This is a genomic window from Amycolatopsis sp. NPDC104819 (genome assembly GCF_055583145.1).
This window is the reverse complement of sequence record NZ_JBVJON010000007.1, coordinates 140,719-165,773: the sequence shown is the minus strand read 5'-3', so window position 1 is coordinate 165,773 and position 25,055 is coordinate 140,719. Positions and strand designations below refer to the sequence as shown.

The window sequence follows — 25,055 nt, the reverse complement described above, 5'->3', positions numbered from 1 at the left end:
CTCTACCCTTGTGAGTGATGATGTTCGAACGCGCGTTCGAGTAACGTGGTCGGTGTCCGGCTCACCAGGGAGGGGAAGTCATGAACGCGCACCGAGGTTCGGCAGGGTCAGGGTCATCGCTGCGGTGGTCAGCCAGCTCAGCAGGTCCGGCAGGGGGATGCGGGAAAGCCGTTCCGGCCATTCCTCGGCCACGGTGTGCAACACGAGCTCGTCGTGCCGTGGCTCGACCTTCGTCAGCTTTATGCCCGGCGGAAGTTCCGGCAGCGGCAGCACGATGGGCCGGAAGCGCTTCGGCGGGCGGAGCTCTCGCTGTCCGATGTGGAGGGTCCGGGGCACGAGCACCACGGCGTCGTCGGCCACCTGGGCTTCGAGGGTCAGGTAACCCCATTGCGGCCGCTTGGCCCAGTGGATCTGGAGCAGCCCGCTGTCCGCCGGAGCGGCCACGATCCCGGGGCGCACCTTCGCCACCCGTTCGCGCAGCACGTCCGCGGAGACCGTGATCCGCAGTTCCACGCGGGCGGGCTTGGCGGCCGGCGTGGGTAGGGAGCGGAGCCGGACGTCTTCGGCGAGCACGGTGACCCGGCGCAGCGGAATGCTGCCACCATCGGGCTCGGGCCAGTCGACGTCCTCGGCGACGATCCGGACGTCACCAACCCGGCCGGTGGCCAGCCGGAGGCTGTCGGCGGGGTAGTCGAGTTCGGTGAGGGTGAGGCCGACCTCCCGGTCGTCCACCTTCGCGGTCAGCCGCCGCCCGACAAGCTGCTCGGTGACGGTCCGCACCAAGGCGGCGGGCGTGACGGGAACGTTCGGAAAAAGCGAACGCCCGGCCGCGGCCAGCCCAGCCAGCTCAGGCCAGGGCGACCAGCCTTCGAACCACCTGCCGTCGCTCATCCGTCCAGTGTCGCCGAAAGCCACCCCCAACCGCGAAGCCGGGTGTCCCGCCACCGGTCACCGCCCAGCGAAGTGGGTGACGACCCAGCCGGAACGCTCCAGCTACATGTCGGACCACCTGCCATCGCTGACCGGCGGGTATCGCCACAGAACACCGCGGTTGGCCGCGACGGTGGTCCGTGTCGGACCGCCTGCCGTCGCTGACCGGTGGGGCATCGCCGCAGAGTGCTGCGGTTGGCCGCGACGGGTTGTCTGTCGTCGGTCACCGCCCAGCGAGGCGGGCGGCGGACATGCGTCGAACCACCCGCCGTCGCCGACCGACTGGGGTGTCGCTGCGGGACACCGTGGACGGCAACGGCAGGTGGTCTGTCACGACCAGCCAGAGCACAACGGCCAGGGGTAACCGTGTGTCGGACCACCTGCCGTCGCCGACCGGCTGAGGTGTCGCTGCGGGACACCGTGGACGGAAACGGCAGGTGGTCCGTCGTCGGTCACCGTCCGGCGAAGCGGGCGATGATGCCGGTCACGACCAGCCAGAACACCGCAGCCAGACCGAAGTCGAGGATGACGGCCAGGCTGGGGCTGTCCACCGGGAACAGGCCCGGCCAGAACAAGGCGAGAGGAACCGCAAGCGACTTGATGAAGGCGAAGAAGGCGTTGCCGGCGTTGGCACCGGCGAGCACCATGATCATGTAAAGGACTTCGATCCCCGCGAAGATCGCGCCGATCGCCGTGATGACCCGCACGGCCGTGTTCCGTCTGGTGGTGGTTCGCCAAGGAGACATGCCCGCAAAATTCCCGGATCGGGTGACCGATCAAACGCTTCAAGCCCGAGATTGCGCCGTTCGGCCGCTCCCGTTGCTCTCCGCCACCCCTCCGCCACACCCCGCACACCCCCTCCGTCACCCCTCCATCCCCCTCCCGCCTTCACCCCGCCCACCACTCCCCAAACCTGCCCAACCAGCCGTGTCGACCCTCCAATCACGTGTGTCGACCTTTCAATCACGCGTGTCGCCCCTCCAGTCACAGGTGTCGGCTCCTCGATCACGTGTGATGCCCCTCCAGTCACGCGAGATGCCCGCCTAATCACGGCTGGTGCCCTCTTAGTCACGCGTGATGCCCGCTCAGTCACGGTCGATGCCCACCTGATCCGGTGAGTTCCGGCTCCAATCACGCGAGTCCCGGCCCCAAGCACGCGAGTCGCGGCTCTGATCACGCGAGTCACGGCCCTGATTACGCGAGTTCCGGCCTCGATCACGCGAGTCACGCCTGCAAACACGCGAACTCTGGCCCCGATCACGCGAGTACGGGCCTCGGCTGCGCGAGTTCCAAGCTCGATCGCACGGACCGCCCGCCCGAATCGGCCGATCGCCACGCTCGCGGCAACGGCAACGGCAACGGCAACCGGGCGACAGGTCGAGCGAGCAGTCCAGCCCGTGGGCGCGACCCCACCGCCGGAGGCCTGCTCAGCCGGGCTCAACCAGCTTGCGCGGTCGCGAGCCCGGCGAAACGGCTCCCGACCGGATCGCCCAATCGCGAGCAGCGGCGTGAGCCGCCCCGCGAGACCAAACCGCCCACCACCTACCCGCCCACAGCCCCCAGCAACCGAGCCACAGCCCAGTCCTGCACCGCAAGCCCCACAGACTTGAAAACCGTCCGCCCACTCACCTCCGGCGGAGCCCCCAACGCATCACCAAGCTCAACCAGATCCCCCCGAGAAAGAAGCCCCGTATCCACCGCATGAATCACCTCACCGGCCTCCTCAAGCACAGCCCCCACCTGATCCACCACCACACACCCAGCGGTAGCCAACAACTCCGCAGGAAGCTCCCGCATGGAAGGCAGATAAGACCCGATCGCATTGACATGAACCCGTTCAGGCAAAGCATCCACAGCAAAAAGAGGCACCGAAGACGACGTAGCACAACAAACGATCTCAGCGTCCGACACAGCATCCGACGCGGAAGAAGCAACCCGCACCGCCAAAGCAGGAAACTCCGAACCCAACCGACCCGCAAAAGCCCGCGCCCGAGCCAAATCTCGCCCGTACACCGCCACCCGGTCCACCGGACGAACCGCCACCACCGCACGAACCTGGTCCGCCGCCTGGGCCCCAGTACCCAACAGCGCAAGCCGGTGCGCGTCCGGCGGTGCCAGCAGATCTGTCGCGACGCCCGAAGCCGCACCCGTGCGCAGTGTCGTCACCTCGATCGCGTCCGCGACGACCTGGCCCTCGGCCGTGTTCCACACCAGCGTGCCCAGGATCATCGGGGCACGACCGGGGACCAGGTTGAGGGTCTTGACGACCGTGGTCGACGTCGGGGTGTGGCAGGCGCTCATCACCAACGTCGTGCCGCCGCCGAAAGACAACCGTTGGGGCACCTCGAAACGGCCGGCGGCGAGGTCGACGAACGCCTCGCGCACCGCCTCGACCGCGGCGGGCATCGGTACGGCGGCCCGGACGGCCTGGGCGTCGAGCATGCGCGGGGTCCCTTCGGGAGCGGGCATCTGCCGCTAGCCTGGCGGGGTGCCCGAAGCCACGCAAGATCCCGTCGAGGAGCAGCGGTTCGTCCGCGACGACCGGTACGAGGAGGAGATCACCGGGCGGCACTACGTGCGGTGCGAGTTCCTCGAGGTCGACTTCTCGGAGGCGGTCACCCGGAACTCGGTGTTCACCGACTGCACCTTCGGCAACGTCCGCTTCAACGCGTCCCGGCACGTGGACACGGCCTTCACCGGCTGCTCCTTCAAACGGTGCAACTTCTTCGACGCCGAGTTCACCGGGTGCAAGCTCGTCGGCGCGACGTTCGGCGAGTGCGAGCTGCGTCCGCTGCGGGTCACCGGGGGCGACTGGTCGTTCGCCGGGCTGCCGGGCGCCGACCTGCGGGCGGCCGCCTTCCACCAGGTGCGGATGCGGGAGGCCGACCTCACCGGGGCGAACTGCGCCGACGCCGTGTTCGCCGACGTCGACCTGTCCGGGGCGATGCTGCACGCCGTCAAGCTGGCTCGTGCCGACCTGCGGGGTAGTGACCTTTCGGCGCTCGATCCGGTGAACGCCGACCTGGCCGGCGCGATCGTGTCACCCGAACAGGCTGCGGTGCTCGTCACGTCGCTCGGGCTGCACGTCCGGGCGTAGGCTGCCGCAGAAGGCAGTGAGGAGGCCGCATGGGCGTCGTGACACCGGGTTTCCGCGGCCGCGCCCGCAGCGGCAACCCGCGCCTGCCACCCGGGCAGTACCTGGCCGAGGACTTCCCCGTGCTCTCCGCGGGGCCGACGCCGCGCGTGCGCACCGAGACGTGGGAGTTCACCGTCACCACCGAGACCGGGGAAAAGCACGCCTGGAGCTGGGCCGAGCTGATGGCCCTGCCGAGCGAGAAGCCCACAGTGGATATCCACTGCGTCACCCAGTGGTCCAAACTGGACACCCGGTGGCGCGGCGTCGCGGTGGACACGCTCGTCGGCGGGCTCGACACGATGGCCGACTACGTCATGGTGCACTCCTACGGCGGGTACACCACGAACCTGCCGCTGGCCGACCTGCTCGACGGCCAGGCCTGGATCGCCTACGAGTACGCGGGCAAGCCACTGACACCCGAGCACGGCGGCCCGGCGCGGCTGCTCGTGCCGCACTTGTACTTCTGGAAGTCGGCGAAGTGGGTGCGCGGGCTCGAGCTGAAGTCCCGGGACGAGCCGGGTTTCTGGGAGAACGTCGGTTACCACGACTACGGGGATCCATGGCGCGAACAGCGGTATCAGGGCGACTAGCCTGGCGGGTCGCCCGCCTGGCCGGCTTCCGCGACGAGACGCCGACGGCCCGCACGCTCCTCTTCGACCTGCCCGGCTGGCCGGGGCACCTCGCGGGACAGCACGTCGACGTCCGGCTCACCGCCGCCGACGGCTACCGCGCGCAGCGCAGCTACTCGCTCGCCGCGCCCGCCGACGGTGACCGGGTCGAAATCACCGTGCAGCGCGTCGCCGACGGCGAAGTCTCCGAGCACCTCACCGGGCCGTACGCGGTCGGGGACCCGATCGAAATCCGCGGGCCGGTCGGCGGCTGGTTCGTCTGGCGGCCGACGGACCCGGCGCCGGTGCTGCTCGTCGCCGGCGGTTCGGGCATCGTGCCGCTGATGGCGATGGTCCGCGCCCGGCGCGCGGCCGGCGTCCGCACGCCGTTCAAGCTGATCTACTCGCTGCGCACCCCGGCCGAGCAGTACTACGCCGACGAGCTGCGGACGCCGATCGCGGGCCTCGACGTCACGTACGTCTACACGCGCGAGCTGCCCGGAGGCCGGCCGGGCATTCCGCGACGCATCGACGTCGCCACGCTCAACACCGCGGGCTGGCCGGCCGAGTTCGGCGCGTCGTCCTTCGTCTGCGGCCCGACGAGTTTTGTCGAGACGGTCGCGGACATCCTGGTCGCCCTCGGCCACGACCCGCACCGCATCCGCACGGAACGGTTCGGGCCCAGCCGCGACTGACGGGCTATTGCGCCTCGGGCCGGGACAGGAGCTCGCGGAGCGTCGAGAGCAGCTCGCGCCGGTCCGCCGCGCCGAGCTTGCCGCGGATGCGGGCCATGTGGTGCTCGACCGTCTTGCCCGAGATGAACAGCTTGCTGCCCGCCTGCTTGTAGGTCAGTCCGTCGACGACCAGCCGCGCCACTTCGAGCTCGCGCTCGCTCAGCGCCGCCAGCCCGGTGCCGGCCGCCGCGGGCTCGGTGGTGCCGGCGTCGCGGCGGGCGGCCGTGCCCTGGAACTGGCGGGCCGCCTCCAGGAGCTGGACCATCGCCTTGCGGTCGGACGTCCGGATCGCCGCCTGGCCCGCGAGCCTCGACGCGTCCCAGCGCAGCCCGAGCTCGTGCAGCTCCGCGGCTGCGGCGGAGATCGTGTCGGGGGCGAAGGCGCCGCCCAGCACCGCCAGCCAGCCCTCGGCCGCCGTTGCCAGCGCGCTGGGGTGACGACCGCAGTGGGCGTGTGTCGTCAACGTAGCTAGGTGCGCCTTCGCCGCTTCCGTGTCTTCCAGCGCGATCGCCGCGTGCAGCTCGTGCCAGACCAGCGAGACCGTCCACAGTGGAGGCTCGCCGAGGTGGGCCAGCAGGCCGTGGGCGCGTTCCAGCTGGCCGGCCAGCTTCGCGTACGCGCCGGTGCGGGCCGCCGCGATCGCCAGCTCGCCCAGCGGCAGCAGCGTGAAGAGGTCGACCTGCTGCCGCATCGACGCCTGGTAGGCGCGGTTCCACGACCGCTGCAGCCCGACGAGGTCGCTGGCCCGCCGCGCGAGGCCGAGCTCCAGGGTCGCGAAGAACAGCTCGTCGCGCGCTTCGAGGCGATGACCGGCGACGGCGTCGCGGTGTTCGGCGGCCTTGGCGAGGTCACCGGCGGTCATCGCGACCCAGCCGAGCAGCAGCCGGTGCCGCACGGCGAGCAGGTCCCCGCCGGTCCGCCCGGCCAAGGCCCGGCTCAGCACGGACTCGGCCAGCGCCAGTTCACCGGTGTGCACGGCGGCGAGCGCGGCCAGGGCGGCCGGGCTGTCGGGCAGCAGGGTGCCGCCGAGGGCGGGTTCCAGCATGGTGGCGGCGCCGAGCAGGGTGGACAACGTCTCGGTCGCGCAGCCGGCCACGGAGTCCGCGATGCCGCTGGCCATCCGGGTCGCGGCACCGGCGAACAAGGTCGGCGCGACCCCGGGGGCGGGGGAGTCCAGCAGCCGCCGGGCGCCGTCGAGGTCGCCGGTCCCGACGAGCGCGATGGCCGCGAAGGCATCGGCCCCGGCCCAGGAGGCCGCACCGATCCGCCCGGGCGCGGCACCGTCGGCGCCGTGGGAGCCCCAGGCCGCGCCAGTCTGGCCAGGGGCGACCCCGCCCGCGCCACCGAATGCGGCTTGGTCGGCAGCAGCGCCACCGCGAGCGGCACCGCCGCCGCCAACAGGGTCGATCGTGCGTGAAGCCCAGTGGTACAGCTCCGCACTCCGCGCCAGCTCCCCGCGATGCGCCAGCACCGTGGCAGCGATCGCCACTCCGGCCGCGCGGGTCTCCGCGTCCTCCGCACCAAGCATTCCGTCGCCCAGCCGCAACGCCGTGTCGAGATCGCCGGACAACGCCGCCGCGCGGGCCCAGCCCGCCGTGACCACCGAAGACCGATCGCCCGCCTCGGCCGCGGCTTCGAACAGCTGCGTCGCCAGCCGCGCGTCGGTCGGCAATGCCTCTCCCGCTGCCGCGGCGAACGCGGCCGCCGCGGACGCGCCGGAACTTCCGGTCCCCAGCAGCGACCGGGCCAGCTCGAGCACCGGGAGCCCGTTCGCCAGCTGCAGCTCGACCAGCCGCTGCACCGTCGTCAACCGGCGCGCGGGCGGTCCGAAATCGCGGACGGCCGTCTCGGCCAGGGGCAGCAGCGTGTCGTCCGGGGCGAGCAGGCCGGTCGCGCGGGCGCCGTCGACGATCGCCGGAAGCTCGTCGGGGCCGCGGTCCAGCAACGCGCACAGCAGGTCGAGGTTGCGGCCCGCGCCCGCCTCGGTCGCGATCAGGTAGCGCAGGACGTCGTCGTCCAGTTCGTCGAGCTCGGGCCGGAACTCCTCCAGCCGGCCGAGCACCGCGCGTTCGGCCAGCCGCGGCACGCCGCCGCTGCGGGCGTGCAGCTCGGCCGCCGCCGCGGGGTCGGCGGGGGAGCCCGTCAGGGCCGCGCTCAGCTCGGCGATCTCGTCGACGCCGAGCGGGCCGAGCTGCAACAGCGTCCAGCCGGGCGCCACCGCGGCCGGCCGGTGCGCGACGACGATCGGCCCGTCCGCGCCGGCGAGCAGCTCCTCGAGCTGGTCGGGGCCGAGCCGGTCGGCGTCGTCGACGAGCAGGGCGTGGACGCCGGCTTCGCGGAACCGGCGGTCGAGCGCGGCGAGCAGCACGCTTTTGCCGTACCCGCCCGGCGCGACGACGGCGAGCCGCAGCGGCGCGGCCGGGTCGGCCGTGACCTGGTCGAGCAGCTGCCGGGCCGCCGGGTGCACGGGGACGGTGCGAAGCGCGGAGACCTGCGTGAGCAGTGTGTTCAACAGTGACCTTCACCGGAGGGGGCGCCGGGGGCGCAGTGACTCGGGGCGGGGGAGGTGTCGGGGCCGGCGGTGGCTTCGCGGGCGGTGAGGGTGATCAGCACGGCCGAGACGGCCGCGGCGAGCACGAGGATCGCGGCGGCGAGGGGACGCCGCCGCCGGAACAGGTTCAGCGGGCCGGTGCGCTCGGGCAGCTCGAACGGCGTGATGTCGACCGGCGGCCGGGGCGGCCGGTCGCCGAGCTCACTGAGCGTGTCCACCTGGGGGAGCAGGGTCGTCTCGACGGCCTGGGGTTCCTGCGGGGTGACGCGGTGGTCGGCGCGCAGCGCCGCGAGGGCGGCGGCGCCGAGTGCGGTGGTCGCCGGCGGAACCGGTCCCGCGAACATCGGGCACGGCGGCCGGGCCGGCAGCGCGTGCGGCGGGACGTCGCCGCAGAACACCACGCCGGCGAGCCCCTTCGGCGACGTCGACGCCGCGCCCGCAAGGGCGAACAGCGTGCTGAGCGCCGCGGCGGGGGCGACGCCTTCCGCGGTGGCGCCCGGCTGCCAGCCGCCCGCGCCGGCGGCCGTGGCCAGCGTGACGTGCACGCCGTCGGCGCCGAACTCGCAGACCCCGGCGAACTGCGCGCCGGGTCCGGGGACGGGCAGGTGTGCGCCGAGCGCGGCGGTCGAGCCGGGGACCAGCGTCACCGCGGTGAACCCGGCGTCGGCCAGTGCCCGCCGCAGCACGTCACGGCGGTAGGTGCCCCAGTCCCCGGGGTGGGTCAGCACCAGGTGGCGCGGCGGGCCGCCGAACAGGTTCGCGGCGTGCTCGGCGATGCCTTCGACGAGCACGGTGGTCAGCGTCTCGGGCGGGAACGCCTCGCCTTCGACGAGCATCGGCACGTCGTCGCCGATCCGCCGGTGGAAGCCGGTGAGCAGCCGGGACGGCACCCGGGCGCCCGCCTGCGCGGCCGCGTCGCCGGTGAGCAGGTACCCCTCGTCGTCGAGGAACAGCGCGGTCGCCGCGGCCGGGGACCGCTCGCCCAGCCAGAGGGGTTCGGGGTCGCCCCAGCCGGGGCCGCGGCGGCGGCAGGTCGCGGCGTGGGTCCGCCCTTGCGCCACATCGATCCCGAGGACGTAGGACAACGGCGTTTCCTCCTCACCTCGCAGGGCCGATCAGGGGATCGAAATCCCCCTAGGGCTCGGGGCATCCTCACCCAAACGGGTTAGTCAAGCAAGTGGTTGGAAGGATTTAATCCAACTGAGTGCGTCTCGGATGAGCCCCTAACTCCCTAACGATGACATATCGATCCCCTATCGGCTGACCGGCCTGCGACTCGGAGTGATCCCCGATGTGCGTGGGGGGACCGGCTCCCTACCTTGATGTCGGAGCACCGGTCCTTGCGGCCGATGCCGTCCCCCGAACCACCGGACCAGGAGAAAACCCCATGGACTCCGTGCAGACGTTGCACGACTTCGCCCTGAACCTGCTCAACGACCCGACCGCGCTCGCGGCCTTCGGGACGGACCCGCAGGGCGCCCTCGCCGCCGCCGGTCTCGGCGACGTCAGCGCCGCCGACGTGCACGAGGTCATCCCGCTGGTGCTCGACTTCGTGCCGGTCGACAGCCTCCCCGCCGTCGGTGGCCTCCCGGGCGTCGGCGACCTGTCCCCGGTGGGCACCGACGCCACCGGCATCCAGGGCGCGATCGACCAGCTCACCGCCCTCACCTCGGGCCTCGGCCTGTCGGCCGCCACGCTGCCGGGCGTCGGCGACCTCGGCGCCGGCGAGCTCGGCGGCTCCCTGCCCGGCGTGGGCGGCCTCGGTCTGCCCGCGGTGGCGGGCTTCGGGCACCCGCTTTCGAGCGTGACCGACATCACCAACAACGCCGCCAGCGTCACCACGATCGCCAGCGATGTCACGAACACCTTCGGGCTGGGCGGCGATCTCGCGCAGAGCATCGACGTCGCCTCGGTCGGCGGGCTCGGCAACGCCGTCACCGGCGCGGTGGACGGTCACAACGTGGTCGGCGAGGTCGGGCACACGGTCACCAACGCGGTGAGCACGGTCGGCACCGGCGACCTGACCGGCGCGGTCACCGGCACCGCGGCGGCCGGCGACGTCACCAGCCACGTCGGCGACCTCGGCAGCACGCTGAAGCACGTCGGCGACCTCGACGTCAAGCACGTCGGCGGCGACCTGACCAGCGCCGCCCAGAACAGCCTCGGTGACATCACGCACAACACCGTCACCACGGTCACCGGTGCGGTCGGCGGCGTCGACCACAACGCGGTCGGCGACATCGCCGGCAACAACGGTGTCGACGCGGTGCACGACGTGGTGTCGGGCGTCACCGACAACCTCAGCCACAACGCGCTGGGCAACATCCACGTCGGCGACCTCGGTCACAACGACATCCACCTCGGGCACTGATCCCCGAACGGTTCGTCGGTGCCCGTCCCGCGGTCTGGGTGCAGCCGCGGGACGGGCACCCGGTGTGCGCACGGGGAGTAAACCGGGGACACTCGTCCCTCGTGACCGCCCCGGCTTGGCTCGAAGTGCTCAACGAGACCCTGGACGCGTGCCGCACGCACGGCCGCGCCGATCTCGCCGAGCGCCTGCGCAGACGCCGCGACGCCCCCGTGGGGCAGATCCGGCTCGGTGTGCTCGGCTTTCCCAAGCAGGGCAAGGGCTACCTGCTCAACGCCGTGCTGAACGCGCCGGTGTGCGCGGTCGGCGACGCCGCGACCCCCGCCGTGCCCACCGAGATCGCCTACTCCGCCGAACCCGCCGCCACGCTGGTCGGCCGCTCCCGCGAACGGATCCCCGTCGCGGTCGAACGGCTCACCGGTGAGCTCGGCGCCCGGCCCGCCGGCACGCTCACCCGCGTCGAAGTCGGGGTGCCGCGGGAGCTGCTGTCCGCCGGGCTCGTGCTCATCGACACCCCGCCGGTCGGCGACCCGCGCTCACCGCGCACCGCCGCCGCCCTCGAGCTGCTCGACGAGGCGGACGCGGTGATCATCGTCTCCGACGCGACCGCGCCGCTGAGCGCCGCCGAGCTCGCGCTGGCGCGCCATGTGCGTACTTGGTGCCCCCATGTCGTGTTGGCGCTCACCAAGATCGACTCCTGCCCGGGGTGGCGCGCGGTCGCCGAACGCGATCGCGCGATGCTCGCCGAAGCGGGGATCGACGCGCCCGTTCTGCCGGTTTCGGCCGTGGTGCGCCAAGCCGCCGCGAAGGCGGGTGACGCGGATCTCAACGCCCGCTCGGGTTTCCCGGAGCTGCTCACCTGGATCGCCGAGCAGGCCGCGCGGCCGCAGGAGCAGTCCCGCGCGCTGCTCGCCGCGGTGGGCGTGCGCGCCGCCGCCGCGGAGCTCGTGGAGTCGTTGCGCGACCGCGTCGAGTCGGCGGGGCAGGACGCCGGGCTCGGCCAGGCCGCGCTGCTGCAGCGGGCGCAACGCCGGGCCGACGACCTGCGCCGGCAGAACACCCGGTGGCAGAACCTGCTTTCCGACGAGGTCACCGACCTGCTGTCGGACGCCGAGTACGACCTGCGCGAGCGGACCCGCAAGATCGTCACCACCATCGACCAGACCTTCGACGAGGGTGACCCGGCGAAGGTCTGGGAAGACTTCTCGGCGTGGCTGGACGACTCGCTCGCCGACGCCGTCGAGACGAACTACTCGTGGCTGGCCGACCGGGCGGAGTGGATCGCGCAGGCCACCGCGGCGTGCTTCGGCGCACAGTACGACCAAGCGCTGCCCGACCTGCGGCTCGACGGCTCGGGGGTGGAAAGCCTCGACGACGTCCGGCGGCCAAAGATCGAGAAGTTCAAGATCGGCCAGCAGGCGTTCACCGGGTTGCGCGGGTCCTACGGTGGTGTGCTGATGTTCGGCCTGGTCACCAGCCTCGCCGGGCTGCCGCTGATCAACCCGGTCTCGATCGGCGCGGGCGCCGCGTTCGCCTTCAAGACGATCAAGGACGAGGGCGGCATGCGGCTGCAGCGCCGCCAGGCCGTCGCCAAGCAGGCGGCGCAGCGGCACGTCGACGACGTCTTCATCCGGTTCAGCAAGGAATGCCGGGACGCGATCCGCGTGGTCCAGCGGCGGCTGCGCGACCACTTCACCGGGCTGGCCGAAGAGCTCGCCGACGAGCTGACGCGCGAACGGGAGACGATCCTGGCCGGCACCGCCGAGCGCGAGCGCCGGACCGTCCACATCAGACGCGAGATCGACCGGCTCGCCGGCCTGCACCAGCGCGCGGGCGAGCTCGGCACCCTGGCGGGCCGGCAGCGCCGGGAGCTTTCGGCGTGACCCAGGACGTCCGCGACCTCCTCGCCGCCGCGGCCGGGCTCTACCGGGACGACCCGCGCGCTTCGGCCCTCCTGCACGACTGCATGGATCGGCTGGAGCAGCCGCTGCGGGTCGGGTTCACCGGGGCGCCGTCGTCGGGGAAGACGACGCTCGCCGCGGCGCTGGGCGAATGGCCGACCCGGGCGCTGCGCGACCTCGTGCTGCTGGACGACCCCGGCCCGGCGGACGACCTTCCGGACGCGACGGTCCGGCTGGTGCGCCACCTCGAACCCGACGAGCTCGCGGCGGCCCACCCGCCGGGCGGCTCGGCGTTCGCGCGGCAGAGCGCGGTCAACTCGGTGCTGGTGCTGTCGCGGGCCGACGAGGTCGGCGCGGGACGCATCGACGCGTTGCTGACCGCGAAGCAGCTGGCGCGGCGGGCCTGGCGCGAAGACCCGCTGTGCACGGGTTTCCTCGGCGTGATCGCGGTCGCCGGGCAGCTGGCCTACGGCGGCCGGTCCCTGCGTGACGACGAGTTCGACCTCCTGGCGGCGTTCGCCGCGGTGCCGCGCGAAGAGCTGGAACGGCACGTGCTTTCGGTGGACTCCTTCACCGACCCGGCGTTCCCCGGCCCGATCCCGGTCGAGACGCGGCGCTCGCTGGTGGTGCGCTTCGGGATGTTCGGCGTCCGCCTGGCGCTGACGCTGATCCGGACCGGCTGCGACGACCGTGTGAAGCTCTCGGCGGAGCTGGTCCGCCGCAGCGGTCTCGGCGAGCTGAGGGACACGCTCGCGGGTTGTTTCGTGGCGCGGTCCGAGGCGTTGAAGGCCCGCACGGCGATCATCCGGCTGGAGGCGCTGCTCGCCGCCCAGCCCCGCCCGGGCGGCGACCGCCTGGTGTCCCGCGTCGAGCGGTTCGCCGCGGCCGCGCACGACTTCCGCGAGCTGCGCCTGATCGCCGACATCCGCGGCGGCCGCACGGCGCTGTCCGGCGACCCCGCGGAGGAGGCGGTCCGGTTGCTCGGCGCCCAGGGCACGGCCCCGGCCGACCGCCTGGGCCTGGAGCCGGACGCGGACCCGGGCGACATCTACGACGCGGGGCTGGACGCGCTGCGGCGGTGGCGGCACGAGGCGGAGCGCCCGGACCGCCCGCACGCCGAGCGGACCGCGGCGCACGTGGTGGTGCGGTCGGCGGAGGGGCTGCTGGCGCTGTTCGGTTAGACCGGCTCGCCGTTCACAGTGACGTTCGTGAGCGTCACGTCCCGGGCGTTGCCGATCTGCGGCGCCGGGGTGTCGATGTTGGTGAACGTGCTGTCGCTCAACCGGAACCCGGTGAGCGGGCTCTCCGCCGCGCCGCTGATCTTCAGCGCGAACGGCGAGTCGTCGAGGTGGACGTCGCTGATCGTGATGTCGCGGATCACCGGCTGCACGATCGGGCCGCCGGTCAGGCGGCGCACGTGGATGTCCGAAACGACCCCGCCGCGGCGCGGGTTCGTCTTGAGGTAGACACCGTAGAACGACTTGTACGACGACCCGGCGTGGATCCGGTTGTCCTGCGCGAAGACGTTGCGCACACCGCCGGACATCTCGCTGCCGACCGTGATCGCGCCCCAGCGGCCGTCGGTGTCGCGGCCGGACTTGATCACCGTGCCGTCGTCGCCGGTGTCGAAGGAGCAGCCGTGGACGTGCACGTCCGCGCTGCTCTCCGGGTCGCCGCCGTCGACCATCGCGCCGCGCGAGTAGATCGTGACGTTCCGGACCGTGACGTTGCGGCACAGCACCGGGTGCACGGTCCACATCGCCGGGTTGCGCAGCGAGACGTCGGCCACCAGCACGGTGCGGCAGCGGTAGAACTGGATCATGTTCGGCTTGAGGAAGTGCTTGTCGCCGAACACCCGCCGCGCGGGCGGCACGCCGTCGACCGCCTGCTGCTGCAGCACTTCCCAGTCCGGGCCGCGACGTCGGTCTGGTCGATCGCGTAGATGAACGGCGAGTAGCTGAGGAATTCGATGCCCTGCCAGCGGGTGAACACCACCGGAGGTAGGACGCCGCGTCGCTGCGGAACCGGATGGTCCCCACCACGTGCAGCTCCACTTTGGACAGCAGGTGGATCTTGCCGGTGCGGAACGTCCCCGCGGGCACCAGCACCCGGCCGCCTCCGGCGGCGTGGCACGCGCTGATGGCCGCCTTGAACGCCGGGGTGCAGTCGGTGGTGTTGTCGCCGACGGCGCCATACCTGCGGATGTCGAAGACGCGGCACGGGAACACCGGGGGCCGGACCCGGCTCAGGATGACCGGCACCCGCGCCCACGGGTCCTCGGCGGCGCTCGCGCCGCCGGGCCGAACACCGCGCCGGCGGCCGGCAGCCCGCCCGCCGCGCCCGCGACCTTCAGGAACTCACGCCGAGTGCCGCCCGACATACATCATGTACAGCATGCGATATTCCGTCACGACGGTCAAAAAGTATGCCGGTGACCGTTATTGACGCCCGGGGGAGCCCGGCGCACCATAGACCGGTCTATGGTCCAGCGCCGGCCGAAGGGAACCACGCCATGCCCGAAGACCTCCGCCCCCGGGTCCGGCTGTTCGGCGAGCTCCTGGCGCACTGGGCGCGCGAACGCCCCGACGAGACCGCGCTGCTCTTCGGCGACCGGTCGTGGACCTGGACGGAGTTCGACGAGCGGGTCCGGCGGCTTTCGGGCGCCCTCGCGGCCGCCGGGGTCGGGCGGGGTGACCGCGTCGCGTTCGTGGACAAGAACCACCCCGCCTGCCTGGAGACGACCTTCGCGGTGGCCGGGATCGGCGCCGCCAACGCCGTGGTCAACTGGCGGCTCTCCGGCGACGAGCTCGCCTACGTGCTCGCGGACGCGGGCGCGAAGGTGGTCTTCGTCGGCGCCGAGCTGCGGCCGGCACTCGACGCGGTCCGCGACCGGCTGCCCGCCTTGGAACGCGTGGTCGTCGTGGGCGGCGACGCCGACGAGTACGAGCCGTTCCTGGCCGGCGCCGAGCCGCACACCGCGTCCGGTCTCGACGAGGACGACGGCGTGCTGGTCATGTACACCAGCGGCACCACGGGCTTCCCCAAGGGCGCGGTGCTGACCCACCGCAGTGTTCTCGCGCACGGGCTCGCCGCGGGCACGGCGTTCCCGATCGGCCGCGGCGACGTCAACCTGGTCGCGATGCCGCTGTTCCACGTCGGCGGCAGCTGTTACGCGGTTTCCGGGTTCCTCTACGGCGAACCGTCGTACCTGACGCGCGAGCCGGACGCGGCGTCGCTGTTCGCCGCGCTGCAGGCGGGGATCACGCACGCCTTCCTGGTGCCGGCGGTCGTCGCCGGGATCGCGCAGGCCGGCGAAGTGGCGCTCAAGGCGTTCTCCCGGCTGAAGTACCTCTGCTACGGCGCGTCGCCGATGCCGCTCCCGTTGCTGCGCACGGTGCTCGCCGCCTGGCCGGACGTCCGGTTCGCGCAGGTCTACGGCATGACCGAGCTGTCCGGCGCGGTCACCGCGCTCGACCCGGAGGCGCACCGCGACGGCTCCCGGCCCGAGCGGCTGGCGTCGGCGGGGACCGCGCTGTCCGGTGTGGACATCCGGATCGTCGACCCGGTGACGGCCGCGGACAGCGCGGTCGGCGAAGTCTGGATCCGCACCGAGCAGCGGATGGCCGGCTACCTCGGCAAACCCGAGGCGACCGCGGAAACCATCGTGGACGGCTGGGTGCGCACCGGCGACGTCGGCCGGCTCGACGACGGCGGGTTCCTGTTCCTCGAGGACCGTGTCAAGGACATGATCATCACCGGCGGGGAGAACGTCTACTCGCCGGAGGTCGAGCGGATCGTCGCGGAGTACCCCGGGGTCGCCGAGGTGGCCGTCATCGGCGTGCCGGACGAGCGCTGGGGTGAGCAGGTCAAGGCCGTCGTCGCGCCGGCGCCCGGGGAGGAGCTCGACACGGACAAGCTCGTCGAGTTCTGCCGCGAACGGCTGGCCCACTACAAGTGCCCGCGCAGTGTCGACGTCCTGGAAGCCCTGCCGCGCAACGCGACCGGCAAGATCCTCAAACGTTCGCTGCGTGAGCCGTACTGGCGGGACCGGGACCGGAACGTCTGATGCCCACGGCGAACCGGGAGGCCTACTTCGCCGGCGCGCTGGAGGTGCTGGCGGAGCACGGGTTCACCGAGCTGACCGTCGGCGCGCTCTGCCGCGGCCTCGGGGTCACGAGCGGCTCGTTCTACCACCATTTCGGCGGCTGGCCGGGGTTCGTGGAGCAGCTGCTGGAGCACTGGGAGAACCGGCAGGTGCTGATCCTGCGCGAGCGGAACTTCGGCGCCGGCGGCCCGGCCGCCGACTTCGCCGCGCTGATGGACCTGACGCTCGGCCTGCCGCACGAGGCCGAGGCCGCCATCCGCGCGTGGGCGATGAACGACGAAACCGTGCGGGCGGCTCAGAAACGCGTCGACGACGCCCGGCTGCGGACGGTCGGCAAGGCGGTCGAGGGCATCGTCGGCGACCGCACGACGGCCCGGACGCTGACCTCGCTGGGGATGGCGATGCTCGTGGGTCACCAGCAGCTGGCTTCGGTGGGGGAGCACAGTGAGCTGGCGGCCCTGTTGGCGGAATACACCCGGCTGGTGCACTCCCGCGCCTCGTGAGTGTTTTTTAGGGTTCTAACCCTAAAAAACACTCACGACCGGGTCTGAGCGTTGCCGAGCACCCGGTTCACGGTGATCTCCAGGACCACGCGTTGCGGGTTCGGCTTGGGCTGCCGATAGCGGGCGGCGTAGCGGTTTTCGGCGTCCTTTACGGACTCGGCGTCATCGCGCAGCACCGCGCGTCCCTCCAAAGTGGACCACCGCGGGCCGTCGAGCTGGCAGACCGCGACCGGGATGCCGCCGTCTCCCGCGGCGCGCGCGAGCCGGGCCTTGACCGACGACGAGAACGTGATCACCCGCGCGACACCGGCCTCGAAGTCCACGGTGACACCGACCGCGACGACGTGCGGGGTGCCGTCCGGTCGGACCGTGGTGAGCGTGGCCAGGTGACGCTCGGTCCAGAACGCGCGGAAGTCCGGGCCGCGGCCGTCGAGGGTGATCTTCATGCCCTCCACGCTAGTCCGTCCGGGTGGCGCGGGGGCCGTGAGACCACTCACGGTTATTGTAAGGAAAGTTTCCTAACAGTCTTGACCGAGTCTTGAACCTTCTGTCACGCTCTGATCGCCGTCGCCGCAGCCAACGATGTCCTTTACGGAGGAGCGATGAGAAAGATCGTCCGGGCGGTGGTGGCCACGGCCGCGCTGGCCGCCGGGCTGCTGAGCGTGCCCACGACCGCTTCCGCGGCCGGCACGCCTTACGTGCCGGGAACCCTGCGGCCGTCGGTTTCGCAGGCCACGCAGGACCAGGTGCTCCAGAAGTACTACGACTTCTGGAAGACGAACTTCCTGACGACGAAGTGCGGCAGCGGCACCTACGCCGTGCTGTCCAAGGACGCCGACCACTCCTTCGTCGCCGAGGGCGAGGGGTATGGCCTGACGATCTCGGCCATGATGGCGGACAAGGACCCGCAGGCCCGCGCGATCGTCGACGGGATCCTGAAGTTCGTGAAGGCCCACCCGTCGGTCAACAACAAGGACCTGCACGCGGCCGAGCAGGACTCGAAGTGCAAGAGCGTCAACGGCAGCGACTCCGCGACCGACGGCGACCTCGAAATCGCCTACGGCCTGCTGATCGCGGACAAGAAGTGGGGCAGCACGGGTTCGGTCGACTACAAGGCCGAAGCCGTCCGGATCATCAACGCGATCAAGAAGTCCGAGGTCAACAACAGCACGAAGTTCACGCTGCTCGGCGACTGGGGCAACGACGCGGAGTACAAGAACAGCTCGCGTTCGTCGGACTGGATGCCGGGGCACCTGCGCGCGTTCGCGAAGGCGACCGGCGACAGCTTCTGGGACTCGGTCCGGACCCGCTCGGAGACGGCGGTGAGCCAGTTGCAGTCGTCCTACGCGCCGAACACGGGACTGCTGCCGGACTTCGTGGTCAACACGAACTCGACGCCGAAGCCGGCGCCGGCGGACTTCCTCGAGGGCCCGTACGACGGCAAGTACAGCTGGAACGCCTGCCGCGACCCGTGGCGCCTCGGCGCGGACGCGATCTCGTTCTCCGGCAGCGCGGCCGCCGCGCAGGTCCGCAAGATGAACACGTGGATCAAGTCCGCCACGGGCGGCGACCCGTCGAAGATCCAGAGCGGCTACTCCCTGTCGGGCTCGAAGACCGAAAGTGGCCAGCACCCGTGCTTCACGGCCCCGTTCGCGGTGGCGGCGATGACGGACGCGGGCAGCCAGGCCTGGCTCGACAAGCTGTGGACGTCGATCGCGTCGTTCTCCCCGGACTCGACGGACTACTACGGAACGGGCATCACGGTCCAGGTCCTGCTGATCCTCAGCGGTAACTACGTGGCTGCCTAGCTCGGCTCGTCCCGCACCCGGAATTCGGGTGCGGGACGACCGCTTCGCGGGCAAGACTGGCGCCATGACCGGTCACCCGCGCAGCGTCGAGGAGCTGACCCGCGCTCTCGACGCGGGCCGGCGGTTCAAGTACGTGTACTTCTGGGGCCACCGGCCGCCGCGCGGCGGCGGGGTGGGGGCCGGGTGCTTCAGCCAGTGGTGGCCCTCGCCGTTCGAGCTGGACGGGGTCCGGTTCGCCACCGCCGAGCACTACATGATGTGGCGCAAGGCCCTGCTCTTCGGCGACGAAGAGGTCGCGGCGCAGGTGCTGACCGCGAGACACCCGAAGCAAGCCAAGGACTTCGGCCGCCGGGTGCGCGGCTTCGACGAAGAGGCTTGGGTGGCTCACCGCTTCGAGATCGTCGTCGACGGCAACGCCGCCAAGTTCGCCCGGCATCCCGAGCTGGGCCGGTACCTGGCCGGCACGGGGGAACGGGTGCTGGTCGAGGCGAGCCCGGTCGACCGCGTCTGGGGGATCGGTCTCGCGGCGGACGACCCGCGGGCGGAGAAGCCGCGCGCTTGGCGGGGCCGCAACCTGCTCGGCTTCGCCCTCGCCGATGTGCGCGCTCAGCTCGGTTCGCGCAGCGGCAGTCCCGCGGCACGGTAGATCTCGTCGATCACCGTCATCGTCTCGACCGCGTCGGCCGCCGAGGTCTTCACCGGCTCGCCGCGCAGGACCGCCGCCGCGAACGCGTCCAGCTGGTACTCGTACGACGCCCGGCGCGGGAACTTCTCCGACCGTCGCACGCCGTCGACCTCGATCCGCATGCGGTGAAACGCTTGGGGCGCCACCGGGTTCACGATCCGGATCGAACCCCGGGAGCCGACCACCTTCGCGCTGATCTTCAGCAGCGTCGACGACCACATCGAGCACTCGACCCGTCCGGTGTGGCCCGACGGGTACCGGAGCTCCGCCGTCATCGCCCGGTCGATGCGCGAGTCCCGCAGCTTCGGCGAAGCCGACACCACCGACGGGGTTTCGCCGCCGCCGAACGTCCGGGCCATGTGGACCGCGTAGCAGCCCGCGTCCATCGTCGCGCCGCCCGCGAGGTCGTAGTCGTAGCGGATGTCCGAGAACTTCGGCAGCGGGAAGCACAACGCCGTCTCGACGCGCTCGAGCGAACCCAGCTCGCCGGACGCCACGATCTCCTCCACCCGCAGCGCCAGCGGGTGGTAGCGGTAGTGGAACGCTTCCATGACAATGCGGTCCGAGGAAGCGGCCAGTGAAGCGATCTCCCGCGCCTCCGCCGCGTTCGCCGTGAACGGCTTCTCGCACAGCACGTGCTTCCCGGCCGCCAGGGCCGCTCGCGTCCACCGGCCGTGGAGGCCGTTCGGCAGCGGGTTGTAGACGGCGTCGACGTCCGGGTCGGCGAGCAGGGCCTCGTACGACGAGTGCACCCGCGGGATGCCGTGGCGGGAGGCAAACGCTTGCGCCCGGTCGGCGGAGCGGGCGGCCACCGCGACGACGTCGACCTCGGAACTGGCTGAAGCGGGCTTGACCAGGGCGGCGGGCGCGATGCTCGCCGCGCCCAGGATGCCGATCCGCAGGCTCATGCGCGCAAGTTAGCACCGGCGTAGATTTCAACAGCTAGTTGACCTCTTCAACAACGAGTTGTACCGTTCCGGCCAGCCGAACAGTGGAGGTCCGTTATGTCCCGTTCACGTGCCGCTCAGGCGGTGTTGCTCGCGAGCCTGGCCGTGCTGGTGACGGCTTGCGGTGGCGGTCCGGACGGCGCAGGCGGGTCCTCGCAGGCCCCCGGCGCCCCCGCGTCCGGCATCCCGGACACCGCGGCGATCGTCCAGGGTGTGCAGAAGGACGCCCAGCTCAACGCGGCTTTGCCGGCGAACGTCAAGCAGGCGGGCGTGCTGCACCTGGCGTCGAACCTGCAGTCCGCGCCCAACAACTTCTACGCCGCCGACGGCAAGACCCCGATCGGCTACGAGGTCGACCTCGCCAAGGCGGTCGCCGCCAAGCTCGGCGTCACCGTGACCCACCAGGACATGGCGTTCGGCTCGCTCATCACCAGCCTCCAGTCCGGCCGCATCGACCTGACGATGGCCGGCATGAACGACACCAAGGCCCGCCAGGCGCAGATCGACTTCGTCGACTACTTCACCTCCGGCATCACGATCATGACCCGCAAGGGAAACCCGGACGGCATCACCGGCCCGGACACCCTCTGCGGCAAGAACGTCGCCGTGGTGCAGGGCACCAGCCACCAGAAGTTCGCCGAGGCGCAGACGGCCAAGTGCACGCAGGCCGGGAAGCCCGCGGTGAACGTGACCGCGACCGACAGCGACAACCAGAACCAGAACCAGCTGCGCACCGGCCGCGTCGCCGCGATCCTCAACGACCTCCCGAGCGCCGTCTTCATCTCGCGGACGGCGGGCGACGGCAAGTTCTTCGAGGTCGTCCCGGGTGAGCCGATCGAAGGCGGGCCGTACGGCATCGGCGTCAACAAGCAGAACACGCCGCTGCGCGACTCCGTGCAGAAGGCGCTGCAGGCGCTCATCACCGACGGCACCTACGGCAAGATCCTGCAGGCGTGGGGTGTCGACCAGGGCGCCATCAAGGAGGCCGCGATCAATGGCGGCTCCTGAACCGCTCCCGATCGTCCGGCTCCGGCACTGGGGCCGCTGGGTCGCCGCCGCGATCATCCTCGCGCTGCTCGTGCTGCTGGGCATCGCCCTCGGCAACGCGCAGATTGAGTGGGGTCAAGTCCCCGACTTCGTCTTCTACCGCGTCATGGCGACCGGCCTGCTCAACACCGTGGTGCTGGCCGTGCTGTCCCAGGCCGTCGCGATCGTGCTCGGCATCGTCATCGCCCTGCTGCGCCGCAGCGCCAACCCGGTCGCCCGGTGGTTCGCCGCCGGGTACATCTGGATCTTCCGCGGGCTTCCGGTGCTGCTGCAGATCCTGCTCTGGTACAACCTGGCGCTGGTCTTCCCGGTCATCGACATCCCGTTCCTCGTCCACGCGCAGACGAACGTGCTGATCAGCGCGTTCACCGCCGCGTTCCTCGGCCTGGCGCTCAACGAAAGCGCGTACATGGCCGAGATCGTCCGGGCGGGACTGAACAGTGTCGACAGTGGACAGACCGAGGCGGCGAAGTCGATCGGCATGACACCGGCCGCGACGCTGCGCCGGGTCGTGCTGCCGCAAGCCATGCGCGTGATCATCCCGCCGACCGGCAACGACTTCATCAACATGCTCAAGGGCACGTCGATGGCGTCGGTGATCGGCGTGACCGAGCTGATCCACGCGGCCAACAACATCTCGTCCAACAACCTGCTCGTGATGGAGACGCTGCTGGCCGCGGCCGTCTGGTACATGGTCGTGGTGACCGTCGCGGGCGTCGGGCAGCACTACCTGGAACGCTCGTTCGGCCAGGCCGATCGCGGGCCGCTTTCCCGTGCGGGCAAGGCGTTGCGCGGCGTGCCGCTGGTGAGGAGTGCCCGTGTCTGAACCACTGCTGCGTGCCGTCGGCGTCAAGAAGTCCTACGGTCACACCGAAGTCCTCGGCGGCATCGACCTCGAAGTCCACAAAGGACAGGTAGTCTGCCTGCTCGGGCCGTCCGGCGCCGGGAAGAGCACGTTCCTGCGCTGCATCAACCACCTCGAGACGATCGACGCCGGCCAGATCTGGGTCGACGGCGAGCCGATCGGCTTCCGGCAGCGCGGCGGGAAGCTGTACGAACTGCGCGAACGCGACGTCGCGCGCCAGCGCCGGGACATCGGCATGGTGTTCCAGCGGTTCAACCTGTTCGCGCACCGGACGGCGCTGGAGAACGTCGTCGAGGGCCCGATCCGGGTGCTCGGCCTGAAGCCCGAAGACGCCCGGAAGCAGGGCCTCGAGCTGCTCGACCGCGTGGGCCTGGGCCACCGCGGAGACGCCTACCCGGCGCAGCTGTCCGGCGGGCAGCAGCAACGCGTCGCGATCGCGCGGTCACTGGCGATGAAACCGAAGCTGATGCTGTTCGACGAGCCGACGTCGGCGCTCGACCCGGAGCTGGTCGGCGAGGTGCTCGAAGTGATGAGTACGTTGGCGGGGGAGGGGATGACGATGGTCGTCGTGACGCACGAGATGAGCTTCGCCGCGGAGGCCGCCGACGAGGTGGTGTTCCTGGCCGACGGCGCGGTGGTCGAAACCGGGCCGCCTGATCAGGTGCTGAGCGCGCCGAAGCACGAACGGACCCGGCAGTTCCTGGCGAGGATCCTCGCGTGACGCGGATTTCGCCCCGGTACCTGCTCCAGTTCGACGAGCCCGCCGGTTACCTCGACTTCGCCCGCTTCGGCCCGCCGTCGCACGCGGTGCTCGACACGACGGCCGCGCTGCTCGACCAGGCCACCACGGCCGGTCCGTCCACTGTGGACGAGCTGATGCGGCAGGAGGTCCGGGCCAAGGCCGCCGCGGCGCGGCTGTCCGGTTCGGACACCGACCACACCGTGCTGCTGCCGAACACGAGCCTCGGGCTGTTCCAGGCAGCGTTCCACAGCACGGGTGAGGTGCTCGTGTCGGCCGCGGAGTTCCCGGCCAACACCTACCCGTGGGCCCGCGCCGAGCAGGCCGGGCGGCTGCGCGTCCGCCGTCTGACCAGCGGTTATGTCACGCCTGAGCGAGTCGCTGACGCGTTGACGCCGGAAATCACGACAGTCAGCGTCAGCGCCGTCGACTTCCGGACCGGGTACCGCGCCGACCTCGCGGCGCTGCGCGAGGTCGTCGGCGACCGGCTGCTGGTCGTCGACGGCATCCAGGGGTTCGGTGTGGTCGACGAGCCGTGGGAGGTCGCCGACGTCCTGGTCGTCGGTGGGCAGAAGTGGCTGCGCGCGGGCTGGGGCACGGGGTTCGCGGTGCTGTCGGACCGGGCGCTGGAGCGGATGGACCCGGTGCTGTCCGGCTGGACCGGCGCGCGCGACGCGGGGCTGTTCGACAACGAGATCCACCCGCCGGACGGCACCGCGCAGGCCTGGTCGATCTCGAACCTCAGCCCGATCACCTCCGGCGCGTTCGCCGAGGCCCTGGAGCTGGTCGAAGACGCCGGGGTCGGCGCCATCGCGGCGCGGATCGCCGAGCGTCTGGCCTCCTTCGAGGAGGTCTTGGCCTCGTGCGGCGCCGAGGTCGTCTCGGCGGTGGACCGGCGCGCCGGGATCCTGGCGTTCACGCTGCCCGGGCACCCGGCCGAGCAGGTCGGGGCGGCACTGGCGAACGCGGGAATCGCGGCGACGGTGCGGCCCGAGCACGTCCGGTTGTCGCCGCACGCGTCGACGCCGGCCGCCGCCGCGGACCTGCTGCGTTCGGCGTTGGAGACGTTGACCGCGCCGCGGGAACCGCTGGTGGTCCCGGCCGCGGGCGCGACGACGCACGAGGTGCTGACCGCGCTGGTCCCGGCGATCCCGGGGCTCGCGGCGATGCTCGGCCCGGGCAACGAGGTGCTGCTGCACGACCTGAGCCGGCTGCCGGACTCGATCGTCGCCATCGCGGGTGACCTGACCGGCCGCAACGTCGGCGGGCCGATGACCGACCTGCTGCTCGGCCTGGTCCGCCGCGGGACGACGCAGGACCTGACGAACTACCGCACCCACGGCCCGGACGGCCGCGCGATCCGCTCGTCGACGCTGTTCCTGCGGGACGCGGACGGCGTGGCGGTCGGCTGCCTGTGCGTCAACAGCGTGGACACGGCCGCTTCGGCCGGCGGCAACGGCGAGCCGGAGACTTTCCCACCGGACGTCGACAGCTTGCAACGGTTCCTGGTCGACCGCGCGGTGACGAAGGCCGGCATCCCGGTGGACCTGATGAAGAAGCGCCACAAGGCGGCGGTCGTCCGGGAGCTCGACGAAGCCGGTTATTTCCTCATCAAGGACGCGGTCGACCACCTGGCCGGCCGCCTCGACGTCACGCGCTACACGATCTACAACTACCTCAACGAAATCCGGGCCTGACGCTGCCCGAACGGACCTTGTCCCGCTCGCCCGTCCGGGCGGACGATGGCGCCCATGACCGAACCGGACACGCAGCGCGCGCTGGTGCGGCTCGAAGCCGACGGGGACGACGAAGACCTCGACCGCCTGGCCCGTCGGCTGCGCGCCGAGCTGGGCGAGCTGGACGTCGACGTGCAGGCGGTGGCGGGCGAGGTCCCACCCGGCGCGAAGGCCGCCGACCCCGTGACGATCGGCTCGCTGGTGGTGGCGTTCAGCGCGGCGGGAGGGGTGTTCCCGGGGCTCGTGGAGACCCTGCGCGAATGGCTGGGCCGGCAGGCGGGACGCCACAAGATCAAGGTGACGGTGGACGGCGACACCGTCGAACTGGAGCGCGCGACGTCGGCGGAGCGGCAGCAGCTGATCGACGCGTTCGTCAAGCGGCACGGCTAGCC

The 25,055-nt window shown here is 71.5% G+C and carries 24 protein-coding genes; 15 read left to right on the top strand and 9 right to left on the bottom strand.

Annotation, left to right across the window (positions count from 1 at the left end):
- Nucleotides 1-78: 78 nt before the first annotated feature.
- The 3 genes from ACZ63E_RS23400 to ACZ63E_RS23390 form a co-directional block, all read right to left on the bottom strand.
- Nucleotides 79-891 carry an LmeA family phospholipid-binding protein gene (locus ACZ63E_RS23400; RefSeq protein WP_465311470.1) on the bottom strand — a complete coding sequence of 271 codons (813 nt, stop codon included), beginning with the start codon at nt 889-891 and terminating at the stop codon, nt 79-81.
- A gap of 491 nt (nt 892-1,382) precedes the next feature.
- Nucleotides 1,383-1,637 carry a hypothetical protein gene (locus tag ACZ63E_RS23395; protein WP_465311469.1) on the bottom strand — a complete coding sequence of 85 codons (255 nt, stop codon included), beginning with the start codon at nt 1,635-1,637 and terminating at the stop codon, nt 1,383-1,385.
- An 835-nt stretch (nt 1,638-2,472) separates the two neighbouring features.
- Complete coding sequence (locus ACZ63E_RS23390; protein ID WP_465338238.1) at nt 2,473-3,372, bottom strand: ornithine cyclodeaminase family protein; 900 nt, start codon at nt 3,370-3,372, stop codon at nt 2,473-2,475.
- 46 nt (nt 3,373-3,418) lie between these two features.
- Between ACZ63E_RS23390 and ACZ63E_RS23385 the strand changes: the two genes are divergently transcribed.
- From ACZ63E_RS23385 to ACZ63E_RS23375, 3 genes are read left to right on the top strand one after another with little or no spacing between them, the layout of a single operon-like run.
- On the top strand, nt 3,419-4,027 hold the full coding sequence (locus ACZ63E_RS23385) for a pentapeptide repeat-containing protein (protein WP_465338237.1): 609 nt from the start codon (nt 3,419-3,421) through the stop codon (nt 4,025-4,027).
- 29 nt (nt 4,028-4,056) lie between these two features.
- Nucleotides 4,057-4,656 (top strand): sulfite oxidase-like oxidoreductase, encoded by a 600-nt coding sequence (locus tag ACZ63E_RS23380; RefSeq protein WP_465338236.1) that lies wholly within the window; start codon nt 4,057-4,059, stop codon nt 4,654-4,656.
- On the top strand, nt 4,626-5,369 hold the full coding sequence (locus ACZ63E_RS23375) for a ferredoxin reductase (protein WP_465338235.1): 744 nt from the start codon (nt 4,626-4,628) through the stop codon (nt 5,367-5,369). The genes ACZ63E_RS23380 and ACZ63E_RS23375 overlap by 31 nt, the downstream gene beginning before the upstream one ends.
- A 4-nt stretch (nt 5,370-5,373) precedes the next feature.
- Here ACZ63E_RS23375 and ACZ63E_RS23370 read toward each other — a convergent pair whose 3' ends face one another.
- A complete protein-coding gene (locus ACZ63E_RS23370) occupies nt 5,374-7,920 on the bottom strand; it encodes a helix-turn-helix transcriptional regulator (protein ID WP_465338234.1) in 2,547 nt (848 codons plus the stop codon).
- On the bottom strand, nt 7,917-9,044 hold the full coding sequence (locus ACZ63E_RS23365; RefSeq protein WP_465338233.1) for an Hsp70 family protein: 1,128 nt from the start codon (nt 9,042-9,044) through the stop codon (nt 7,917-7,919). The genes ACZ63E_RS23370 and ACZ63E_RS23365 overlap by 4 nt, the downstream gene beginning before the upstream one ends.
- A 302-nt stretch (nt 9,045-9,346) precedes the next feature.
- On the opposite strand from ACZ63E_RS23365, the gene ACZ63E_RS23360 reads away from it, so the two are divergent.
- The 3 genes from ACZ63E_RS23360 (at nt 9,347) to ACZ63E_RS23350 (ending at nt 13,409) form a co-directional block, all read left to right on the top strand.
- Nucleotides 9,347-10,330 (top strand): IniB N-terminal domain-containing protein, encoded by a 984-nt coding sequence (locus ACZ63E_RS23360; RefSeq protein WP_465338232.1) that lies wholly within the window; start codon nt 9,347-9,349, stop codon nt 10,328-10,330.
- Between the two features lie 101 nt (nt 10,331-10,431).
- Nucleotides 10,432-12,210 (top strand): P-loop NTPase family protein, encoded by a 1,779-nt coding sequence (locus ACZ63E_RS23355; protein ID WP_465338231.1) that lies wholly within the window; start codon nt 10,432-10,434, stop codon nt 12,208-12,210.
- Complete coding sequence (locus tag ACZ63E_RS23350) at nt 12,207-13,409, top strand: GTPase (RefSeq protein WP_465338230.1); 1,203 nt, start codon at nt 12,207-12,209, stop codon at nt 13,407-13,409. Before ACZ63E_RS23355 ends, ACZ63E_RS23350 begins: the two co-directional genes overlap by 4 nt.
- Here ACZ63E_RS23350 and ACZ63E_RS23345 read toward each other — a convergent pair.
- Together ACZ63E_RS23345 and ACZ63E_RS23340 are read right to left on the bottom strand one after the other, a co-directional pair.
- The gene (locus ACZ63E_RS23345) at nt 13,406-14,128 is read right to left on the bottom strand and encodes a glycoside hydrolase family 28 protein (RefSeq protein WP_465338229.1); all 723 of its coding nucleotides are present in this window, start codon (nt 14,126-14,128) and stop codon (nt 13,406-13,408) included. The two genes, ACZ63E_RS23350 and ACZ63E_RS23345, sit on opposite strands and share 4 nt — an antisense overlap.
- A gap of 345 nt (nt 14,129-14,473) precedes the next feature.
- A complete protein-coding gene (locus ACZ63E_RS23340) occupies nt 14,474-14,608 on the bottom strand; it encodes a twin-arginine translocation signal domain-containing protein (protein WP_465338228.1) in 135 nt (44 codons plus the stop codon).
- 132 nt (nt 14,609-14,740) lie between these two features.
- Here ACZ63E_RS23340 and ACZ63E_RS23335 point away from each other — a divergent pair, with 132 nt between their 5' ends.
- The gene (locus ACZ63E_RS23335) at nt 14,741-16,294 is read left to right on the top strand and encodes an acyl-CoA synthetase (RefSeq protein ID WP_465338227.1); all 1,554 of its coding nucleotides are present in this window, start codon (nt 14,741-14,743) and stop codon (nt 16,292-16,294) included.
- Nucleotides 16,294-16,836, top strand: coding sequence for a TetR/AcrR family transcriptional regulator (locus ACZ63E_RS23330; protein WP_465338226.1), 543 nt, complete (start codon nt 16,294-16,296; stop codon nt 16,834-16,836). The genes ACZ63E_RS23335 and ACZ63E_RS23330 overlap by 1 nt, the downstream gene beginning before the upstream one ends.
- Nucleotides 16,837-16,868: 32 nt before the next feature.
- Here the strand turns inward: ACZ63E_RS23330 and ACZ63E_RS23325 are convergent, their stop codons facing one another.
- Complete coding sequence (locus tag ACZ63E_RS23325; protein WP_465338225.1) at nt 16,869-17,282, bottom strand: PPOX class F420-dependent oxidoreductase; 414 nt, start codon at nt 17,280-17,282, stop codon at nt 16,869-16,871.
- 156 nt (nt 17,283-17,438) lie between these two features.
- Here ACZ63E_RS23325 and ACZ63E_RS23320 point away from each other — a divergent pair, with 156 nt between their 5' ends.
- Together ACZ63E_RS23320 and ACZ63E_RS23315 are read left to right on the top strand one after the other, a co-directional pair.
- Nucleotides 17,439-18,644, top strand: a complete 1,206-nt coding sequence (locus ACZ63E_RS23320) for a glycosyl hydrolase family 8 (RefSeq protein WP_465338224.1) — start codon at nt 17,439-17,441, stop codon at nt 18,642-18,644.
- A 64-nt stretch (nt 18,645-18,708) separates the two neighbouring features.
- Entirely contained in the window at nt 18,709-19,290 is a 582-nt protein-coding gene (locus ACZ63E_RS23315; RefSeq protein WP_465338223.1) for an NADAR family protein, read from the top strand.
- Here the strand turns inward: ACZ63E_RS23315 and ACZ63E_RS23310 are convergent.
- Nucleotides 19,251-20,237 carry a Gfo/Idh/MocA family protein gene (locus ACZ63E_RS23310; protein ID WP_465338222.1) on the bottom strand — a complete coding sequence of 329 codons (987 nt, stop codon included), beginning with the start codon at nt 20,235-20,237 and terminating at the stop codon, nt 19,251-19,253. The two genes, ACZ63E_RS23315 and ACZ63E_RS23310, sit on opposite strands and share 40 nt — an antisense overlap.
- Nucleotides 20,238-20,333: 96 nt before the next feature.
- Here ACZ63E_RS23310 and ACZ63E_RS23305 point away from each other — a divergent pair, with 96 nt between their 5' ends.
- The 5 genes from ACZ63E_RS23305 to ACZ63E_RS23285 are packed head-to-tail and all read left to right on the top strand — an operon-like array spanning nt 20,334 to nt 25,053.
- Entirely contained in the window at nt 20,334-21,284 is a 951-nt protein-coding gene (locus ACZ63E_RS23305) for an ABC transporter substrate-binding protein (protein ID WP_465338221.1), read from the top strand.
- Nucleotides 21,271-22,149 (top strand): amino acid ABC transporter permease, encoded by an 879-nt coding sequence (locus tag ACZ63E_RS23300; protein ID WP_465338220.1) that lies wholly within the window; start codon nt 21,271-21,273, stop codon nt 22,147-22,149. The genes ACZ63E_RS23305 and ACZ63E_RS23300 overlap by 14 nt, the downstream gene beginning before the upstream one ends.
- The gene (locus tag ACZ63E_RS23295; protein ID WP_465338219.1) at nt 22,142-22,909 is read left to right on the top strand and encodes an amino acid ABC transporter ATP-binding protein; all 768 of its coding nucleotides are present in this window, start codon (nt 22,142-22,144) and stop codon (nt 22,907-22,909) included. Before ACZ63E_RS23300 ends, ACZ63E_RS23295 begins: the two co-directional genes overlap by 8 nt.
- Nucleotides 22,906-24,624 carry an aminotransferase class V-fold PLP-dependent enzyme gene (locus ACZ63E_RS23290; protein WP_465338218.1) on the top strand — a complete coding sequence of 573 codons (1,719 nt, stop codon included), beginning with the start codon at nt 22,906-22,908 and terminating at the stop codon, nt 24,622-24,624. Before ACZ63E_RS23295 ends, ACZ63E_RS23290 begins: the two co-directional genes overlap by 4 nt.
- A gap of 54 nt (nt 24,625-24,678) precedes the next feature.
- Complete coding sequence (locus ACZ63E_RS23285) at nt 24,679-25,053, top strand: effector-associated constant component EACC1 (RefSeq protein WP_465338217.1); 375 nt, start codon at nt 24,679-24,681, stop codon at nt 25,051-25,053.
- Nucleotides 25,054-25,055 lie beyond the last annotated feature (2 nt).